This window comes from Planktomarina temperata RCA23 (genome assembly GCF_000738435.1).
In the GTDB taxonomy this organism is placed as follows: Bacteria; Pseudomonadota; Alphaproteobacteria; order Rhodobacterales; family Rhodobacteraceae; genus Planktomarina; species Planktomarina temperata.
Window position 1 is genome coordinate 1,986,985 of the sequence record NZ_CP003984.1, and the last position, 18,290, is coordinate 2,005,274.

The window sequence follows — 18,290 nt, forward strand, 5'->3', positions numbered from 1 at the left end:
CCGCTGTCATCGGGCGGAAGGCGATCGATACTTATTGGAGTGATTTATGATCTTTTCTGCTGCACTATTTGTTTTGGCGGTTCTATTGATCGGCGGGGTGATGCTGTTGCAGGCCCAGCGCGCAGCCGTGCCTGTTATGCGCGATGTCGATGTCTATGCCGAACAATTGCGCGGATTGGAGCGCGACTTGGCCAAAGGCGTGTTGCGCGATGAGGAATTTGCGGCCATGCGCGCGGAAATTGGCCGCCGCATGATTTCAGCGGCCCGCGCATCGGGCCATCAGCCCAATCCGAGCGCACAAGACCGTGGGTTATGGGCTTTTGCGGGCGGCAGTATTCTGGCCTGTCTGTTGGGCGCGGGCCTTTATAGCCAAATCGGCGCGCCCTCTGTGCCCGATAGCCCTATCGCGGAACGCTATGCGCAGTCTGAGACCCTAAAAGCAAATAGATTAGCTCAAGAGACAGCGGAGGCGCGCACGCCTGCCAATGACACCGCCACGGACCCGGACTATGTGCAATTGGTCACTGAACTGCGCGCGGCTTTGGAGGCGCGGCCAGGGGATATCCAGGGCCATGAACTCTTGGCAAAAGCCGAATCGCGATTGGGCAATTTTACCAGTGCGCATCAAGCGCAAGCGCGGGTTTTGGAGCTCAAGGGCGCTGAGGCCACCGCAGATGAATGGTATGCCTACGCGGAATTGCTGATCATGGCGGCTGATACCTATATCTCTCGTGAGGCCGAAACTGCCCTGCGCGAGGCCCTGCGGCGTGATCCCAACCACAAGCTGGCGCTGTTTCGCATGGGCATGTATTTCGACGCTATTGGCCGGCCCGATCGCACCTTTGGCATTTGGCGCAAATTGCTGGAGGCCGGACCAGAAACTGCCCCCTACATCCCGCTGATCCGGCGCACCATCACAGATTTGGCACAAATCGCTGGGGTTAATTATGACCCGCCGGCCGTCAAAGGCCCAAGCGCGGAAGATATGCAATCTGCCGCTGAAATGAGTGCAGAAGACCGCAGCGCGATGATTGCCTCCATGGTGACAGGCCTCGCTGATCGCCTCGCCACTGAGGGTGGACCCGCCCCCGATTGGGCGCAACTTATCGTCGCCTATGGGGTCTTGGGCGAGACGACGAGCGCGCGCGAGATCTTTGACGAGGCCGTGCAAGTCTTTGCATCCCGCCCCGGTGATCTCGAAATCCTGCAAGGCGCAGCGCAATCGGCTGGCATCTGGCCATGATCTGTGAGGACATCGGCGATCTTATGACCCAGGCGCGCGCTGGCAGCTCTTGGATGGGTCTGGATCTTGGCACAAAAACGATTGGCGTGGCGGTCTCTGATCGTCTCCTGAGCTCTGCAACCCCTTTGCACACGATACGGCGGGTAAAGTTTTCCAAGGATGCCGAAGCTTTGCTGCAGATTATTTCGGACCGAGAAATCGGTGCGATCATCTTGGGCCTGCCGCGCAATATGGACGGATCAGAAGGCCCGCGCTGCCAATCCACCCGGGCCTTTGTCCGCAATCTCGCGCGCTTGACCGATCTGCCGATTGGCTATTGGGATGAACGCCTATCCACTGTGGCCGCCGAGCGGGCCTTGCTGGAGGCGGATACGTCTCGCAAACGTCGCGCCGAAGTCATAGATCACGTCGCGGCAGGTTATATCTTACAAGGCGCTCTAGATCGTGCGCGACATATTCGGACGGTGACATGAAAGCGCAAAATATCGACGATCTTTGGAAAAGAGATGAGATTGACAGCCCCTGCATCAAGCTGTGCTCCATTCACCCGGTCGAGCGGATCTGCATCGGCTGTTACCGCTCGATTGAGGAGATTGGCAGCTGGTCGCAATTGAGCCCCGAGCAACGGCGCGAGATCATGGCTGAGCTGCCCCAACGTGCACCCCGCGTACAAAAACGCCGCGGCGGACGCGCCAGCCGCCTGCCCAATCTTGGGTGAATTCTTCCAAAGAACCGGATTTAATCCAACAGAGATTTAAAAGCGACCTTCGCCTATGCAAGGCACGCTAATACTCACCATTGAGCCAATCATTCAGATTGCCCTGTGTTTGAGGCCGAAAATACGCCACGATGCGCCCCTCTGGTGGTGCCTGTGCCCCCGTCCCCCAGGGCGCAATCCCATGCAAAGCCAAACGGTGTAGCACATAGCACTCCCCCGGCTGGGCAAGAATGCTCTTTCGGCGGCAGCGGTCAAAACAGTCTTTGCGGGCTTTGTGATAGACCTCTGTCAGATCGACTGAACCCCATTGCGCCACCGGCAGACTGTCCAATACGGATTTAAAAGCCGCGCGGATGAGGCTGTGACTGCCTTCCCAAATCACCAGAGGGCTGGCCTCCGCGTTGCTTTTGCCCAAGGGAATTCCCAGCACATATTGATGCGGCTCATGCACAAAACGGCGGCGCTCTGGCCCGATGGCCAAAAGACCATCCACATGAGCGGCTGCGCGATTGACGCGGTAGCGATGTGCCGCGGCGCTTTCTTGCCCATCGAAAGCCGGATAGCCCGGATAGGTGACCGAAATTTGACCGCGGTCGAGGGACATTGGCCCATGCAACGCAGTCAGACAGTCCACAACCGCCCCGCCAAGCGCAGGCCCCTGCTCTACACGGCCCTGCGCATCATTGGCCAAAATATTAACCCCTGCAAACCAAGTGCCCCCATGTCGGAGCCAATCGGCCCTATGCTCTGGATTTTGCGAGAGCGCTGCGGCAATGGGTGCCACATGCGCCGCCCAGGCCTCAAGATGAGCATCGGCGGAAAACTTGGCCCAGCCCGCCGTCCCGAGTGCCTCTATCTGGGCCGCTACCCCCACAGAGCACTGCGCACCATATTGGCCGCAACCAGCAACAAAAACGCTCCAAACAAGCGCTTGAGTGGCCGCGCATCCATACGGTGCGCCACATTGGCGCCGATAGGCGCAAAAATGAAAGTCATCGGAATGATCACGAAGAAGGCCGGAAGGTTCACCGCCCCCAACGTCCAAGGCAGGCGCGGCGCATCAACCGAAACAAAGAGCCAGGCCAGTGCCGAGGGCACAGCAATGGCCAGCCCAAAGCCCGCCGCCGTTGCGACCGCCCTGTGAATAGGGACACGGTGCAAGGTCATGAACGGCACGCCGAGCGAGCCGCCCCCGATACCAAGCAATACCGAAAGCCCGCCCAAAAGCGGCGCAATCACGATGCGCCAAAGGCCGGTCGGCAGGGCCTCGCCAATGCTCCAAGATTGCCGGCCAAAAGCCAAATACATCCCAATAGTCGCGCCCAAACCCCCAAAGATCAGTTGCAACATTTGCGATTGCAAATTGGCAGCCAAAGCCACGCCCAATATGGCGCCAACGGCGATACCGGGCGCCCATTGGCGCAAGATCTGCCAATCCACTGCGCCTTTCTTATGGTGACTTTGCGTTGAGCGGATGGAAGTCACGATGATGGTGGCCAGAGAGGTCGCCAAACAGACCTGCATGAGCTGGGGGCCGTCATATCCTAAAGATTGAAAGGCATAGAAAAATGCCGGCACCACGACAATACCGCCGCCTACGCCCAGCAAACCGGCCAAAAATCCTGCAAACCCGCCGATCACGATCAAACTCGCAAGCACAGGCAATAGGGTGGGTATATCCATCAATTGAGATCCAATTCTTCTTGACGCTGCGACAGCGCGGCGCGTTCCTCTAGTAATAGCCGATAATCGGCGATCTGCGCATTGTGTTGCGCACCCAGCTCTGACAGGCGTCGTCGCCAATGCCGCGCGCCGGGCTGTCCTGAAAACAGGCCAAACATATGGCGCGTGATCTGATGCAGCCGCCCACCTTGCTGCAAATGGGCTTCCATATAGGGGATCATCTGTTCTGCAATACGTTGTGCCTCAGGCGCCGGGGTCTTGCTGCTACGAAAGATGTCGCAATCGGCGCGTGATAAAATCTCATAGGGCGTATGATAGGCCGCTCGACCGATCATCACCCCATCAAGCCCGGCCTCAAGATGGGCGCAGGCATCCGGCAGATGCGCCACCCCGCCATTCAAGGTAAGGTGCAAGCCGGGGAACATCTGTTTCATCCGAAGAACCAGATCATAGTCCAGCGGCGGGATGTCACGGTTTTCTTTCGGACTGAGCCCCTGCAGCCAGGCCTTACGCGCATGGATGATCACCCGCGTCACGCCGGTGCGCTCAATCATGGATAAAAATGCCGGCAGGCTGTCTTCAACAACCTGGTCATCCACGCCGATGCGACATTTCACTGTCACCTCGGCTGCGCTGGCCTCCTGCATCCGCTCAAGGCAGGCGCGCACAACGTCCGGCTCCGTCATCAGCACAGCGCCAAAGCGCCCCGATTGCACGCGATCCGAAGGGCATCCGAGATTGAGGTTGATCTCCCCGTAACCATGGGCCGCCCCGAGAGCCGTTGCCTTTGCCAAATGCTCGGGGTCCGAACCCCCAAGCTGCAAAGCCACCGGTTGCTCTTCGGGGCTGAAATCCAACAGCCTAAGCGCCCCGCCCAGAACCAAAGCCGGGGCCGTCACCATCTCTGTATAGAGCAAAACCTCCCGCGAGATCATCCGATGAAACACGCGACAATGACGATCAGTCCAAGCCATCATGGGAGCGACAGATAGGCGCGCTGCCGCGGTGGCTGCGTTGTTGGGCATTCTCAACTCTCCTATGGTCCGCGATCCGGTTTTCGGGACCATGGTGCACACTTACTGCACAGCAATCTGGGGAGTCTAGCCCCCTTAGGGCGAAGACAAGCAAACGGCGGTGTTTGGGTGGATTACAATCAGACGGGGTTTCGGCAAATTTGGAATAGTCACGTTTGAGTTCCAGATCCTTGATAAACTTGGCTCTCAATCCGCTACCCGTGCCGAAGGTGATCCAGCATGGTTTCCGCGCTTGCGACATCGAGGGGCACCCCATCAGGATTGTCCCTCAAACCAGGCTCGGCGAAGACCTGGGCGATGCTCTCGTCCTCGACCAGCATCGAATACCGCCAGCTTCGCAGCCCCATGCCGTGATCACTCCGATCAACGAGCATGCCCATCTTTCGGGTGAAATCCGCGTTGCCATCGGGAAGCATAAAAACATTCTGGATGTCTCGCGATTTGGCCCATTGGAACATGACAAAGGCGTCGTTGACCGAAAGACACACCACCTTGTCGATGCCTTCTTTCACGAAATCCGCATGCAGACGCTCATATCCCGGCAGGTGGCTGTCCGAACAGGCCGGCGTGAACGCACCAGGCAGCCCAAACAGGACCACCCGTTTGCCCGCAAAGACATCGGCGGTCGTCAACCGCTTCCACTCATAGGGGTTGTCTCCGCCAAGGGCGTCATTGCGAACACGAGTGTGAAACACTGCGTCCGGAACATGTTGCGGCGTCATCGGCGGCTTCTCTTTTCTGGCTTTATCGCAGGCTCAGATCTTTACCGTCACCGTCTTGAGATGAGAATAATGATGAATCGCCTCGATCCCCTTTTCGCGACCATAGCCTGAGTTCTTGTAGCCACCAAACGGGGTCTGCACCGACATCGTATTCCAGACATTGACAAAGATCTGCCCGGCATCGATCCGGTCGGCCACCCGCAGCGCACGACTGATGTTCTGGCTCCAGACCGTGCCGATGAGGCCGTAATCGCTGTCATTGGCGATGCGGATTGCGTCTTCTTCGGTGTCAAAGGGAATGACGACTCCGACGGGGCCAAAGATCTCTTCCTGTGCGATGCGCATGTCGTTCGAGACATCGGCATAGACCGTGGGCTGGATGTAAAATCCATCCCCCTCTGCCGCCGCACCACCGTGCACGAGCCGCGCACCGTCCCCTTCGGCAACCTTGAAGAAGCTTTGCACGCGCTGGAATTGAGCCGGCGTGATGATCGGGCCAAGGTTTTCACCAGGAACAATGGCCTGGACCGCAGACTTCATCTTTTCCAGGAACACATCGTAGACCGAACGCTGCACCAGGACACGCGTCCCGGCCGAGCAAACCTGACCGGCATTGAGGGTAAAGCCCTTGACGGCTTCGGTTGCGGCAGTATCGATGTCCGCGTCGTCAAAAACAATGTTGGCGGACTTACCGCCAAGTTCCAGCGTCAGCGGGATGATCCGATCGGCAGCAATGTGGCCGATGGCGCGCCCTACCCCGACGGACCCGGTAAAGGCAACCTTGCGCACATCGGGGTTGCGAACGATAGCCTCGCCCACCTCCTTGCCGGTGCCGAGCACGATGTTGATGACCCCGTTCGGAAACCCGACTTCGGTTGCCAGTCGTGCCATCTCGATAGTGGTTTGCGAGGTGATCTCGGATGGTTTTGCGACGATGACGTTGCCAGCCACAAGCGCAGGCGCAATGGCACGGGCGGCTTGGTTCAGCGGAAGGTTCCACGGCGTGATGACGCCGACAATGCCCGCCTTTGGGTTCAACGCGATGGAAATCGACACGGCCGTACGACACGGTGCGAAGGCAGTTTTCATCGTCTCAAACAATGCAGCCTGGAACATCGAGCGCTACGATCAGGAGGTCAACTATGGGGGCCGGATCGTGGGCACCACTCTCAGGCATTCCGACTATGCCGCCATGGCCCGCGCGCTTGGGGCGCATGGCGAAAGGGTCGAAAACCCTGGCGATCTCGAAGGTGCGATCCAGCGCGGCCTGAAGAACGCTCCCGCAGTCATCGACGTCATCACCTCTCAGGATGCGGTGTCGTCTGATGCGCAAAAAGGCCTTGGCTTTGTGCCAGATTATCAACCTTTGATCGCTTGGGACGAAGCAGAGCGAAAGCGACGTGGCGAAAGGTCGTGACGGCTGCCAGGGGCGCTCGCTACTGCGTCACCTGTTACCACCTTTGGGACCGTTGCTGAACGATCAGCATGCGTGATTTGAGGGTGAAACCAGTCAGCACTCCAAGAATGTTGATCCAGCGCCAAGACTTGGGGACAAAGATCGAAGGCAACAATTGCACCGGCACGCAGCCCATCACCGTGCAAAATCCTTGATCGGCGCAGTGCCAGAGAAATGACGGATTCCAGTTGCAGGATTGCTGGAGCCTTAAGTCGTTCTGGCTCCAATGCGTTTCAATTTGACCAAATCCGCGCACCCGCCAAACGCCCGATATGGCGCGGCAGAAGGCTATCTCATGTTGCACAGATGGTGCACACGCTGCATTTCAAGTGTTTGAATTTAAAAAAGAACTCGTCCAAGCCATCATCGGGGCCACCGATAGGCGGGCGGAAGATGTTAGGATATCTTGCTTGTTTTCAGTCACTTATTTCACTTCGCCTTGAACGGGTTACCGGGCGGTAAGATATCTGAACTCTGCGTGAACAACAATAGAGCTTAAGGGCAGAGGATCGCAGCCCGCCGGTGCGGTTCCGAATTTTCGAGCCCGGGCATAGGGTGCCAAAAACGCGCCACAATCGGCACCTAGCCCACCTTGACCACCATTTTACCGAAACTATTGCCCAAAAGCAGGTCATTGAGCGCTGCGGGGGCGTGTTCCAGGCCGTCGATCACTTGCTCTTTGTATGTGACCTCCCCGCTTTCCAGCCATCCGGTCATGTCGCGAATGAAGTCCTTGAACAGACTGGGCGGAAAGCTGTCATAGATGATGAAGCCTTGCACTTTCACCTTCATCCGCAAGATCGTACCCATGATGGCCGGTCCAAAGTCAGGCCCATCCGGCAAACCAGAGAGATTATACCACGACACCACACCGCAAACGGGCATGCGGGCAAAGGCATTCAACAGCGGCAGCACCGCATAAAGCACCTTGCCGCCCACATTTTCGAAGTAAATATCCACGCCCTGCGGGCAGGCAGCTTTCAGATCAGCCGCGAAGGTTTCAGACTTGTGATCCAAACAGGCGTCAAATCCCAAATTCTCAACCACATGGGCACATTTTTCCGGGCCGCCAGCGATCCCGACCACGCGGCAGCCTTTGATCTTGGCGATTTGCCCCACAGTTGCGCCCACCGGTCCAGAGGCCGCCGCCACCACAACGGTTTCTCCCGGCTGCGGCGCGCCAATTTCAAGCAAACCCGCATAGGCTGTATAGGCTGGCATCCCCAAAATACCCAAATACCAAGAGGGATTTTGGGGCGTTTGACCAAGATTTCGCAGATCAGTGCCATCGCTGAGCGCATAGTCTTGCCAGCCGCTTCCGGCCAGAACATGATCGCCAGGCGCGTAGCCCTCGCAATTGCTTTGCATGACTTCTGCCACCACCTGCCCGGTCATGACCTCACCTAATTTGACAGGCTCCGCATAGGACTTGGCGTCATTCATGCGCCCGCGCATGTAAGGATCAAGCGACAGGTAACGCGTGCGCAACAGCACCTGGTCCGCACCGGGTGTGGGCACCTCGCTATGCTCCAACTGCAAAGTCTTGGCATCCGGCAGGCCATTTGGCCGCTCGGAGAGAACCACTCGGCGGTTGGTATCTGCAGTTTGCGGCATATCACTCTCCCAATTATCGCGCCTTCCGGCATTTGAGCCAAAACCTAGGGCGCGGCCCAGGCTTTGGCAATTTGTTTCTGTGCAAGTGCCGCTGGACCCGGCTGGCTCAATCGCCTAGCCTCACCGAACAAAGGCAAAGCCTTGCGCCCACTTAAGGCCCATCACGTAACCAGACATAGGAACACACCGAGGTGACAGAGCTACACAAACGGCCGTGGTTGGTGCTGGCAGGGCTGGCGCTGGGGGTGACGGTGACCAATGGCTTTGCCCGATTTGCCTATGGGTTGATATTGCCGGCAATGCAGTCGGATTTGGGGTGGAACTATGCCCAAGCCGGGTGGCTCAATACGGCCAATGCGCTGGGCTATATCGCGGGCGCTGTGGTGACGATGCTCATGATCGGGCGCTATTCGGCGACATCTCTATTCTCCTTTGGATTGATCACCACCAACCTGGCGCTGCTGGCGACCGGGTTGATCGCGGAGCTTTGGTGGCAAACTCTGTGGCGCGTTTTGGTCGGCTTTTTTGGGGCCATGTCTTTCTCCACTGCCGGCGTTTTGGCCGCTGGGCTGTTTCCAAATGATCCGCGCCGCAATGCCCTGGCCATTGCCATCTTATTTGGAACCGGTGGCGGCTTGGCAATTGTTTTATCAGGCGCGAGCCTGCCGCTGTTTTTAGATCATTACGGCGCGGATCACTGGCCCTTAGCCTGGGTCATAATCGCTGCAATCTGCTTGCTATTTTTACCACTGTGCCTGTGGTCAGCCGCAAAGCTCAAGCGTCCAGCGCCGCCGCAAGCAAAAGCCCGAGCGCCCCTGCCAATCTCTCAAATCTGGGCACAATTGGCCGGATATGCTGGCTTTGGATTGGGCTATATCGTGTTTTTGACATTTTTATCCGCCTGGATGACACAGCAGGCCGCCAGCGCCAGCTTCATCGCGGCTGTTTGGATACTCTTGGGGTTGAGCATATGTATTTCCCCCTTGGTGTGGCGAGCTATCCTTGCGCGCCACGCCTCAGGCCTGCCATTGGCCATGATTTTAACCTGCATCGCTTTGGGATCGGCGCTGCCGGTGCTGTTTCCTGGAAACATATCTTTGTTGATTGCTGCGGTTATTTTTGGCCTTTCGGTATTTATGGCCCCCAGTGCCGTGACCAATTTTGCCCGTCAAAACCTGCCGGCGCACAGCTGGGGGGCGGCCATCAGCCTTTTCACGGTCGTCTTTGCCGTTGCGCAGACCCTTGGGCCCTATGCTGCCGGGCTATTGGGAGACTTGGCCGGCGACATCGGCATCAGCCTTCTGGGCGCATCAGGACTGCTGCTTTTGGGTGCGGTCATCGCTCTGACGCAAAAGCCTCTGCCCAATCCCCCCAGGGGGCAGATTGCGCAATCTGGCAAGCAAGAATGACACCTCCCAAAATCGCGGCAGTGCGGGCCTTCGGTGCTAGCGGCGCTGAAAATGTCAGCTAAAATTGGAAAAGCGCATAGAACACGGATAAGCCGGAGGATAAGTAGATCACAAAGGACAAAGACATGACCAGGTTGAACGGAAAATCCGCCCTCATCACCGGCGCCGCGCGCGGCATTGGGCGCGGCTTTGCGGAAAAATATCTCGAAGAAGGCGCAACCGTCGCCATCGCAGATATCAATCTCGACGCCGCAGAGACTACGGCAGCTCAGCTGGGCAAAGGGGCCTATGCGGTGCCGCTGGATGTGACCGATCAAACCAGCATTGATGCAGCACTGGCTCAAGTCGTGGCCAAGACCGGAAAAATCGACATTCTTCTGAACAATGCCGCCCTCTTTGATGCGGCTGAAACCGTCGATATCACCCGCGAAAGCTATGAGCGGCTCTATGCGGTCAATGTGGCCGGGACACTCTTTACCATGCAGGCCGCGGCTCGCCAGATGATTGCACAGGGCCATGGCGGCAAGATCATCAATATGGCATCGCAAGCCGGACGGCGCGGCGAAAGCCTGGTTTTGGTCTACTGTTCCACCAAGGCGGCCGTGATTTCCATGACGCAATCGGCTGGGCTGAACTTGATCAAATATGGTATCAATGTGAATGCCATCGCCCCCGGGGTCGTGGATGGGGCGCATTGGGAACATGTGGATGCTATGTTTGCCAAATTGGAGGGCAAGGCGCTGGGGCAAAAGAAAACAGAGGTCGCCGCGGGCTTACCAGCCGGCCGTTTTGCGGTTCCGGCCGATCTGAGTGGCATGGCGGTTTTCTTAGCTTCCGCCGAAGCGGATTACATTGTATCACAGACCTATAATGTGGACGGTGGCCAGTGGATGAGCTGATGCAACACGCGTGGCAATTTGGATCAAACCAATACCGCGCGGCCCGCAATCACAGCCCACACAGGGAAGGAAGACGACCATGCACCGGCAGGCCCTGATCGTCGGAGGCGGCATCGGCGGGTTATGCGCCGCCATCTGCCTGCGCTTGACCGGCTGGGACGTTCAAGTGTTTGAACAGGCCCCTGAGATCACCGAAATTGGCGCTGGGCTGCAAATCAGCCCCAATGGGGTTAAAATTCTCGAACATATCGGCGTGATGGAACGCCTTGAGCCCGCGGTTTTCGAACCCGAAGCAATCGAAATTCGAATGGGTGTCTCAGGGCGCCCAATCCTTTATCTGCCCATGAAGGGCGTTGCCGCCCAGCGCTGGGGCGCGCGCTACCTCCAGGTGCATCGCGCCGATCTTATCACCGCTTTAAGCGCGCGGCTGGACGCGCTGCAACCCGGCGCTATGCAAACCGGTTGCCCTGTGCGCGGCTATGCGCCCTGCAAAGACGGTGCCGAGGTGATTTTGGCAAATGGCCGGCGCATTCAGGCGGATTTGGTGATCGGTGCGGATGGCATTCACTCGAGGATCCGTCACCAAATGCTTGGCACAGACGCGCCTCGATTTACCGGAAATTACGCCTGGCGCGCATTGGTGCCAGCGGCACAGCTCGGCGCTCTGGCCCCGCCGCCTTCCGGCTGCATCTGGGCCGGGCCCAAAAAACACGCGGTCACCACCTATGTGCGCGGCGGGGCTTTGGTCAATTTTGTGGGTATTGTCGAGCAAAGGACTTGGCGCGAGGAAAGCTGGAGCCGCACGGGCGATCGGCAAGAGGCCCTGGCGGATTTCAACGGCTGGGCCCCGCCCCTCTTGGCGATACTCGAACAGGCAGAGGTGCTGCACAAATGGGCACTCTTTGACAGGGCCCCATTGCCAAAATGGCAGGACGGCCATGTGATGCTTCTGGGCGATGCGGCCCATCCAATGCTGCCCTCTATGGCACAGGGTGCGGTGCAATCGCTCGAGGATGGCTATCACCTGGCGCGCGTGCTTGGCGCGGCGGTGGGGCCTGATATTGTCGCCGCCTGCGCCCGGCACTATGCCCAGCGTATTGACCGCAGCAGCAGGGTCCAGCGGGTGTCGGCGCAAAACCTACAGCTATTTCACAAATCAAGCCGATTGGCGCAGCTGATGGCCTATGCGCCGATTTGGCTGGCCGGACAGCTGACCCCGTCGCTGGTGCATAGGCGCAGTGATTGGCTCTATGGCGCGCCCGTGCCACCGCTGAACATCTGACGGCCCAAAATCTCAGAGGGCCTCGCGGTGCGGTGCCGGTGCGGCCCGTGTTCCGTTACTTAAGACCTCTGCATAACGCCATTTCAACATGAAATGAGCGCGGCGCCTGCCCGGTGTTGCCACCGGGCAAAGTGTTTTGGCTTGGCAGCTGGGGTATGCAGAGATCTTTACTTGAGCAAAGCCCCTGTCATCACATACCGCAGCGCTGCGGCCACTTGTTGCGGGGTTTGCGCCACCACCAGAGCTGCGGCATCCACTTCTTTCAGGGCGTGCTGATGCTCATCTTGATGCATAACAATAAGAGGTTTGCCCAGCGCCGCCGCATAGCCGGCATCAAAAGCGGCGTTCCATTGTTTGTATTTCTCACCAAACCGCACAACAACGACATCGGCTTGTTCGATACCGGTGCGGGTGCGAATGGCGTTGAGCTGCGCGCCTTTGCGGTCATGCCAAAACTTATTCGGCTCCGCCCCCAAAATCTCAACACCACAATCATCGCTGGCGGCATGATCTGTCACCGGCCCATCAAAAGCGAGGTTGAGGTCCCCGCAAGCCGCAATGATTTGATCTCGCCAATCGGTGTGAATTTCGCCAGAAAGGTAAATACGCATGAAAATCTCCAAGTCATGGGTTGAGGGTTGCAGCAGGTGGCAAAGGTCAGCTGCGAATTAAGATGCCAAGATCTGCCACATTGGTGCCAGTTGCACCGGTGATATGCAAACCACCCGCCGCCGCAAGCGCGCGATAGGCGTCGTTATTGTCCAGCAGGCCTGCCGGATCCAGCCCAGAGGCGCGAATTTGAGCCAATGTGGTCTCACAGACCACCCCGCCCGCCGCATCCGTGGGGCCATCTCTGCCATCTGTGCCCGCTTGCAGGTAAAGCCAAGGGCCTTGCCAAGCCTCCGCTTCAGCCAAAAGCGCCAGCCGCAGAGCCAAATCTTGATTGCGCCCACCACGGCCAGTGCCGGTCAGCTTGACGGTTGTCTCGCCGCCAAAGACATGCGCCCCCCGCCCCATGTCTGCAACCCTTCGCACCGCCTCAGTCACATCTCCGATGAGAGGCTGCGGATGCAACCTTGCCGCCGGATAGGCCGCGCCCATGGCCGCAAGGCTTTGCCCATTAGAGCCGATCAACAGATTGCGCGCATCTGGCAAGTCTTGAGGCACATCCGCGCTGAGCAGAACCCGCCGCACGGTCTCAGGCAAGGCCTCCCATATATCAAGTTGGTGCAAAATATCCCGTGCTTCAGCTTTTGTCCCGATTGGAGAGACCGTGGGACCGCTGGCCACAGCCCGCAAATCATCCCCAATCACATCCGACAAAATCAGCGCTGTCACCGGGCTTGGCGTCGCATAACGCAGCATCCCCCCGCCCTTCAACTCGGACAGTTGCTGGCGAATTAGGTTCATCACCTCAATATCCGCCCCGCTTGCCAAGAGCTGCGCATTCACCGCCATTTTATCTTGAAGCGACACGCCCACAACCGGAGCAGGCAAGAGCGCCGAACCACCGCCGGAAATCAAGCACAATACCGGACGGCCAGCCCGGCTGGCCGCAACAAGCGCCGCTTTTACCGCTTGCGCCGCATCAAGGCCAATTTGGTCTGGAATGGGATGGGCCGCGGCAAAGATCCGCGCCTCCGGCATCGGGGGCAGCCCATCGGTCCGCGCGGCATTTTCGGGGTTCGTGGCAACGACAAGTGCCGGCAATGGCCCCAGAAGGGATCGCGCCATGCCGGCCATACTCAGAGCCGCTTTTCCCACAGCAATCACGGTAGGCGGCATGTCAAATTCCGGCAATGACCGGCGCACCGCCTCCGCGGGATCTGCGGCGGCAACGCCCGCGTGAAACGCCGCCGACGCCTGTGTATAATAGGGATGAATCATAACGGCCACTTCCTTTGAAGGCACCTTAAATCCTTGCGGGCCGAAAGAACATATCTTGCGCAGGCAAATCGCCGGAAAGAAAAACACTGCCGCCGCCAAAAACACCTGTCACCTGCCGAAAAATAATGCAGACTGCCACAAAACTATGGAAAGGACACCACATGAGCACTTTCGACGAAGATCTGTTTCTCAAAGGTTTAGAGCAGCGCAAAGCCACGCTGGGCGCGGAATATGTCACCCAAAATCTTGCCGCGGCCGATGAATTTACCCGGCCTTTCCAAGAGGCGATGACCGCCTGGTGTTGGGGCTTTGGCTGGGGCGATGATGTGATTGACGCCAAAACGCGCTCAATGATGAACCTGTCGATGATTGGCGCCTTGGGGAAAATGCATGAATGGGAATTGCATTGCAAAGGAGCGCTGAACAATGGGGTCACCGTTGAAGAGATCCGCGCGATTATTCACGTGATCGGCATCTATTGCGGCGTGCCGCAGGCCTTGGAATGTTTCCGCGCCGCGCGAAAGGTTTTGACGGAGGCCGGCCAGCTCTGATCCCAGTCTTCCGTGACGGAACGCTTGCAATCATAGGATAAACCCCATGATCTGTTCGCATCACACATCTTGAGGTCCCTATGTCCAACCCCCATTATCCGCATCTTTTTCAACCCCTTGATTTGGGTTTCACGAAGCTGAAAAACCGAGTGGTCATGGGCTCCATGCATTTGGGCCTTGAGGAAGCGGAGCATGGGTTCGAACGTATGGCCGCCTTTTATGCCGAACGCGCAGCCGGTGGTGCGGCTTTGATCGTCACCGGGGGGATTGGCCCGAATGCGGAAGGCGGCGTTGGGCTTGGCGCCGCCGTCATGACCACCCCGGAGGAGGCCGCAGAGCACCGCATTGTCACCGATGCAGTTCATGCCGCCGGCGGCAAAATCGCCATGCAAATCCTACACACCGGGCGCTACGCCTATAACCCCAATGCGGTGGCCCCCTCACCGCTGCAGGCTCCGATCAATCCGGTCAAACCCAAAGAATTAGATCAAGCCGGGATTGAACAGCAAATCGCCGATTTCGTGCGCGCGGCGCAACTGGCCCAATCGGCTGGATATGACGGGGTGGAGATTATGGGCTCCGAGGGGTATCTACTCAACCAGTTCATTGCCCTGCGCACAAATCACCGCACCGATCAGTGGGGCGGAAGCTATGAAAACCGTATCCGTTTGGCCGTTGAGATTGTCCGGCAGGTGCGACAAGCGGTCGGCCTTGAGTTCATCATCATCTTTCGCTTGTCGATGATTGATCTGGTTGAAGGCGGCTCTTCAATCGAAGAAGTGGTCACATTGGGCCATGAAATCGCAGCGGCTGGGGCCACAATTTTCAACACAGGTATCGGCTGGCATGAAGCGCGAATTCCAACCATCGCCACCTCAGTGCCCCGCGCCGCCTTCACCTGGGTCAGTGCGCGCCTAAGGGCCGAAATGCCGATCCCGGTCATCACATCTAATCGGATCAACACACCCGAGGTGGCCGAGGTGGTGATTGCCCGCGGTGATGCGGATATGGTCTCCATGGCACGCCCATTTTTGGCAGATGCCAAATTCGTCGCCAAGTCCGCGGCGGGCAAATCCGACGAAATCAATACCTGTATCGGCTGTAACCAGGCCTGTTTGGATGCTATTTTCAGCGGCCAAATCACCTCCTGCTTGGTCAACCCTTTCGCCTGTAATGAAACGCATATGCACCTCAGGCCAGCCCAAACGATCAAACAGATCGCCGTGGTTGGCGCGGGGCCGGCCGGGCTCGCAGCAGCGACAACAGCCGCCCGGCGTGGTCATAAAGTGACCCTGTTTGACTCCGCAAACCAGATTGGAGGGCAGTTTAACATTGCCAAGCAAATACCTGGAAAAGAGGAATTTTATGAAACTTTACGCTATTTCAACAAGGAAATTGAGCTCAGCGGAGTCACATTGAAATTGAACCATCGGGTCGCGGCAGCAACGCTGGCCGCATTCGATGAGGTGATCTTGGCCACCGGCGTCATTCCGCGCCGACCGGATATTCCCGGCATCGATCATCCCAAGGTTTTGGGTTACCTCGATGTGATATCAGGCGCGCCCGTCGGTCCGCGCGTTGCGGTGATTGGCGCCGGTGGCATCGGCTTTGATATCAGCGAATATTTGATCCATAGCGGTCCCTCGGCCAGTCAAGATATCGAGACCTTCATGAAGGAATGGGGCATTGATATGAGCTTTCAAGCCCGTGGCGGCGTCGAAGGCATGGTGCCACAGATCTCCCCTGCCGCCCGTGAGGTCTTTTTGTTGCAACGCAAGTCCAAGAAAGTGGGCGCGGGCCTGGGCAAGACCACCGGTTGGATTCACCGCACAAATCTGGCCAAACGCGGGGTGCAGATGATGGCTGGGGTGAGTTATGAAAAGATCGACGATGCTGGGCTGCATATCATCCAGGCCGGCACTGCGCGCCTGTTGCAGGTGGACAGCATCGTTCTTTGCGCCGGACAAGAACCGGAGCGCAGCCTAGCTGTGGATTTGCCACAGGCGCATTTAATTGGCGGCGCCGACGTGGCGGCGGAATTGGACGCACGCCGCGCGATTGACCAAGGTACCCGGCTGGCGCTGGCGCTCTAATGCTCTGAAAGCGCCTGTAGATCTTTGATCGTCATTGCGGGCGTGATCGCCTCGGATGCCACATTAAGGTCGAGAACGGCACCGGTCGGGCTGGCCAGGGCGCGGGAAAAGGCATCGGCGAATTCCTCCGTGCGCGCGACCCGCTCGCCGTGAAAACCATAGGCCCGCGCCAGAGTTGTAAAATCCGGGTTGATCATTTCGGTGCCGCTGACACGCCGCGGAAAATGTCGCTCTTGGTGCATGCGTATGGTGCCATAGCTGCCATTGTTGACGATCAGCACGATGGGCCGAGCCTGGGCTTGCAACGCGGCCCCAAGCTCTTGGCAGTTCATTTGGAAATCACCATCGCCAGCAAAACAGACCACGCAGCGCTCTGGATACTCAACCTTCGCGGCAATTGCCGCTGGCAGGCCATAGCCCATGGCGCCCGACTGCGGCGCAAGCAGCCGCTGGTGCTGAGAAAACTGCATAAATTTATTGGGCCAAATGGCGAAATTTCCTGCGCCATTGGAGACGATGGCATCTGCGGGCAACATTGCCTGGACAGTGCGTGTGACCACGCCCATATCAACCGGGCTCGGTTGGGCCTTGGCGGTTTGCGCGGCCTCAAATCCTGCACGCGCTGATTTGGCCCAAGCCGGATCTTGACGCATGGCGGCGGCCTCTAGCCGCGCCATCAGCCCTTGCAGCAGCGGGGCGGGATCGGAAATCATGCTCAAATTAGGCGCAACATATTTGTGAAACTCATCACCTGAACGATGCGATTGCGCAATCCATTGTGCGCCGCGATTGGCGCCAAAGAGGGTGAAAGCATCGGTCGTCATCTCGCCAAAGCGCAGGTTGACGGCCAGGACCGCATCCGCCTCCGTGAGGACGCGTTTGGTATTGGCGGTCATGCCAACGCCCGCCTCACCGACAAAAAGCGGATCTGTATTGTCAAAAAGATCGTGATAGCGAAAACCCGTGACCACCGGAATGTTCAACTTATGCGCACAGGCCTGCAATGCGCTGCGATCCTGAGCGTCCCATCGGCCGCCACCGGCCAAGATCACGGGGCGCTCAGCGCTTTGTAGCTTGACCGCCAACTGCTCCAGATCCGCTGCAACCGCTGCCGATTTTGGGGCCAGGATCTCAGTGGTTGGGATCTCAATCTCGGCAGATTGTGTTAAGACATCCTCCGGCAGTGCGACCACCACCGGACCAGGACGGCCTGAGATGGCCATAGACCACGCCCGGCGGATGATTTCCGGGGTGCGCGACACATCGGTAATTTCGGTGGCATATTTTGCAATGGGACCGAAGACTTGGCGGTAATCCAGCTCTTGAAACGCTTCGCGACCTTGATGTTCGAGCCCAACCTGACCAACGAAGAGCAGCATCGGCGTTGAGGCTTGCATCGCCGTATGCACCCCGATGCTGGCGTTGGTGGCGCCAGGACCGCGGGTGACGAAACACAGGCCCACCTCTCCGGTTAACTTCGCCCAGGCCTCCGCCATAAAAGCCGCACCGCCTTCATTTCGGCAGCCAATGAAGCGAAAACCGGGTGCGTCGCAAAAAGCATCCAATACGGTCAGATAGCTCTCACCTGGGACCCCAAAACCAGAGCGCGCGCCCAGAGATATTAATGTTTGAACAACGGCTTGCCCGCCCGACATCAGCACCATGCGTCTGCATCCTCTTGATAATCTATAGGCAGTTT

General features: G+C 58.1%; 19 protein-coding genes. 9 read left to right on the plus strand and 10 right to left on the minus strand.

Annotated elements, in window-relative coordinates; all coding sequences use genetic code 11:
- The first annotated feature begins 46 nt into the window (after nt 1-46).
- From ccmI to RCA23_RS09485, 3 genes are read left to right on the plus strand one after another with little or no spacing between them, the layout of a single operon-like run.
- Entirely contained in the window at nt 47-1,243 is a 1,197-nt protein-coding gene (ccmI, locus tag RCA23_RS09475; RefSeq protein WP_044050112.1) for a c-type cytochrome biogenesis protein CcmI, read from the plus strand.
- Nucleotides 1,240-1,716 carry a Holliday junction resolvase RuvX gene (gene ruvX / locus RCA23_RS09480; protein WP_052377116.1) on the plus strand — a complete coding sequence of 159 codons (477 nt, stop codon included), beginning with the start codon at nt 1,240-1,242 and terminating at the stop codon, nt 1,714-1,716. The genes ccmI and ruvX overlap by 4 nt, the downstream gene beginning before the upstream one ends.
- Nucleotides 1,713-1,961: a DUF1289 domain-containing protein gene (locus RCA23_RS09485; protein ID WP_044050113.1), complete on the plus strand. Its 249-nt coding sequence runs from the start codon at nt 1,713-1,715 to the stop codon at nt 1,959-1,961. Before ruvX ends, RCA23_RS09485 begins: the two co-directional genes overlap by 4 nt.
- Before the next feature lie 67 nt (nt 1,962-2,028).
- On the opposite strand, the gene RCA23_RS09490 is transcribed toward RCA23_RS09485, so the two are convergent.
- The 5 genes from RCA23_RS09490 to RCA23_RS09510 all read right to left on the minus strand — a co-directional run bounded on the left by RCA23_RS09490 (nt 2,029) and on the right by RCA23_RS09510 (nt 6,456).
- A complete protein-coding gene (locus RCA23_RS09490) occupies nt 2,029-2,835 on the minus strand; it encodes a hypothetical protein (RefSeq protein WP_236631339.1) in 807 nt (268 codons plus the stop codon).
- Complete coding sequence (locus RCA23_RS09495) at nt 2,826-3,647, minus strand: sulfite exporter TauE/SafE family protein (protein ID WP_430902675.1); 822 nt, start codon at nt 3,645-3,647, stop codon at nt 2,826-2,828. The genes RCA23_RS09490 and RCA23_RS09495 overlap by 10 nt, the downstream gene beginning before the upstream one ends.
- Nucleotides 3,644-4,669, minus strand: coding sequence for a tRNA dihydrouridine(20/20a) synthase DusA (gene dusA, locus RCA23_RS09500; protein WP_044050115.1), 1,026 nt, complete (start codon nt 4,667-4,669; stop codon nt 3,644-3,646). Before dusA ends, RCA23_RS09495 begins: the two co-directional genes overlap by 4 nt.
- 203 nt (nt 4,670-4,872) lie before the next feature.
- Nucleotides 4,873-5,400: a peroxiredoxin gene (locus RCA23_RS09505; RefSeq protein ID WP_044050116.1), complete on the minus strand. Its 528-nt coding sequence runs from the start codon at nt 5,398-5,400 to the stop codon at nt 4,873-4,875.
- A gap of 33 nt (nt 5,401-5,433) precedes the next feature.
- Entirely contained in the window at nt 5,434-6,456 is a 1,023-nt protein-coding gene (locus tag RCA23_RS09510) for an aldehyde dehydrogenase family protein (RefSeq protein ID WP_236631340.1), read from the minus strand.
- Between RCA23_RS09510 and RCA23_RS16010 the strand changes: the two genes are divergently transcribed.
- Entirely contained in the window at nt 6,443-6,817 is a 375-nt protein-coding gene (locus RCA23_RS16010; protein WP_201770459.1) for a thiamine pyrophosphate-dependent enzyme, read from the plus strand. The genes RCA23_RS09510 and RCA23_RS16010 overlap by 14 nt on opposite strands.
- Nucleotides 6,818-6,851: 34 nt before the next feature.
- On the opposite strand, the gene RCA23_RS16540 is transcribed toward RCA23_RS16010, so the two are convergent.
- Nucleotides 6,852-7,160 carry a hypothetical protein gene (locus RCA23_RS16540; RefSeq protein WP_169701386.1) on the minus strand — a complete coding sequence of 103 codons (309 nt, stop codon included), beginning with the start codon at nt 7,158-7,160 and terminating at the stop codon, nt 6,852-6,854.
- A 278-nt stretch (nt 7,161-7,438) separates the two neighbouring features.
- Nucleotides 7,439-8,470 (minus strand): NADP-dependent oxidoreductase, encoded by a 1,032-nt coding sequence (locus tag RCA23_RS09520; RefSeq protein ID WP_044050118.1) that lies wholly within the window; start codon nt 8,468-8,470, stop codon nt 7,439-7,441.
- Between the two features lie 191 nt (nt 8,471-8,661).
- Between RCA23_RS09520 and RCA23_RS09525 the strand changes: the two genes are divergently transcribed.
- The 3 genes from RCA23_RS09525 to RCA23_RS09535 all read left to right on the plus strand — a co-directional run bounded on the left by RCA23_RS09525 (nt 8,662) and on the right by RCA23_RS09535 (nt 12,060).
- Nucleotides 8,662-9,879: a YbfB/YjiJ family MFS transporter gene (locus RCA23_RS09525; protein WP_052377119.1), complete on the plus strand. Its 1,218-nt coding sequence runs from the start codon at nt 8,662-8,664 to the stop codon at nt 9,877-9,879.
- Between the two features lie 125 nt (nt 9,880-10,004).
- Nucleotides 10,005-10,778, plus strand: a complete 774-nt coding sequence (locus RCA23_RS09530; protein ID WP_044050119.1) for an L-iditol 2-dehydrogenase — start codon at nt 10,005-10,007, stop codon at nt 10,776-10,778.
- Between the two features lie 79 nt (nt 10,779-10,857).
- On the plus strand, nt 10,858-12,060 hold the full coding sequence (locus RCA23_RS09535; protein WP_044050120.1) for an FAD-dependent monooxygenase: 1,203 nt from the start codon (nt 10,858-10,860) through the stop codon (nt 12,058-12,060).
- A gap of 167 nt (nt 12,061-12,227) precedes the next feature.
- Here the strand turns inward: RCA23_RS09535 and RCA23_RS09540 are convergent, their stop codons facing one another.
- On the minus strand, nt 12,228-12,671 hold the full coding sequence (locus RCA23_RS09540) for a YtoQ family protein (RefSeq protein WP_430902680.1): 444 nt from the start codon (nt 12,669-12,671) through the stop codon (nt 12,228-12,230).
- A gap of 46 nt (nt 12,672-12,717) precedes the next feature.
- Nucleotides 12,718-13,947 (minus strand): DUF4147 domain-containing protein, encoded by a 1,230-nt coding sequence (locus RCA23_RS09545; protein WP_044050121.1) that lies wholly within the window; start codon nt 13,945-13,947, stop codon nt 12,718-12,720.
- 161 nt (nt 13,948-14,108) lie between these two features.
- Between RCA23_RS09545 and RCA23_RS09550 the strand changes: the two genes are divergently transcribed.
- Together RCA23_RS09550 and RCA23_RS09555 are read left to right on the plus strand one after the other, a co-directional pair.
- A complete protein-coding gene (locus RCA23_RS09550; RefSeq protein WP_044050122.1) occupies nt 14,109-14,498 on the plus strand; it encodes a carboxymuconolactone decarboxylase family protein in 390 nt (129 codons plus the stop codon).
- A gap of 80 nt (nt 14,499-14,578) precedes the next feature.
- On the plus strand, nt 14,579-16,591 hold the full coding sequence (locus tag RCA23_RS09555; protein WP_044050123.1) for an NADPH-dependent 2,4-dienoyl-CoA reductase: 2,013 nt from the start codon (nt 14,579-14,581) through the stop codon (nt 16,589-16,591).
- Here the strand turns inward: RCA23_RS09555 and RCA23_RS09560 are convergent.
- On the minus strand, nt 16,588-18,255 hold the full coding sequence (locus RCA23_RS09560; protein ID WP_044050124.1) for a thiamine pyrophosphate-dependent enzyme: 1,668 nt from the start codon (nt 18,253-18,255) through the stop codon (nt 16,588-16,590). The genes RCA23_RS09555 and RCA23_RS09560 overlap by 4 nt on opposite strands.
- Nucleotides 18,256-18,290: the final 35 nt, after the last annotated feature.

Coding starts and splice junctions, on each gene's coding strand:
- ruvX (WP_052377116.1), top strand. CDS start 1,240: ATGATCTGTGAGGACATCGGCGATCTTATGACCCAGGCGCGCGCTGGC.
- RCA23_RS09550 (WP_044050122.1), top strand. CDS start 14,109: ATGAGCACTTTCGACGAAGATCTGTTTCTCAAAGGTTTAGAGCAGCGC.
- RCA23_RS09535 (WP_044050120.1), top strand. CDS start 10,858: ATGCACCGGCAGGCCCTGATCGTCGGAGGCGGCATCGGCGGGTTATGC.
- RCA23_RS16010 (WP_201770459.1), top strand. CDS start 6,443: ATGGAAATCGACACGGCCGTACGACACGGTGCGAAGGCAGTTTTCATC.
- RCA23_RS09545 (WP_044050121.1), bottom strand. CDS start 13,947: ATGATTCATCCCTATTATACACAGGCGTCGGCGGCGTTTCACGCGGGC.
- RCA23_RS09485 (WP_044050113.1), top strand. CDS start 1,713: ATGAAAGCGCAAAATATCGACGATCTTTGGAAAAGAGATGAGATTGAC.
- RCA23_RS09520 (WP_044050118.1), bottom strand. CDS start 8,470: ATGCCGCAAACTGCAGATACCAACCGCCGAGTGGTTCTCTCCGAGCGG.
- RCA23_RS09560 (WP_044050124.1), bottom strand. CDS start 18,255: ATGGTGCTGATGTCGGGCGGGCAAGCCGTTGTTCAAACATTAATATCT.
- RCA23_RS09540 (WP_430902680.1), bottom strand. CDS start 12,671: ATGCGTATTTACCTTTCTGGCGAAATTCACACCGATTGGCGAGATCAA.
- dusA (WP_044050115.1), bottom strand. CDS start 4,669: ATGCCCAACAACGCAGCCACCGCGGCAGCGCGCCTATCTGTCGCTCCC.
- RCA23_RS09530 (WP_044050119.1), top strand. CDS start 10,005: ATGACCAGGTTGAACGGAAAATCCGCCCTCATCACCGGCGCCGCGCGC.
- RCA23_RS09555 (WP_044050123.1), top strand. CDS start 14,579: ATGTCCAACCCCCATTATCCGCATCTTTTTCAACCCCTTGATTTGGGT.
- ccmI (WP_044050112.1), top strand. CDS start 47: ATGATCTTTTCTGCTGCACTATTTGTTTTGGCGGTTCTATTGATCGGC.
- RCA23_RS09505 (WP_044050116.1), bottom strand. CDS start 5,400: ATGACGCCGCAACATGTTCCGGACGCAGTGTTTCACACTCGTGTTCGC.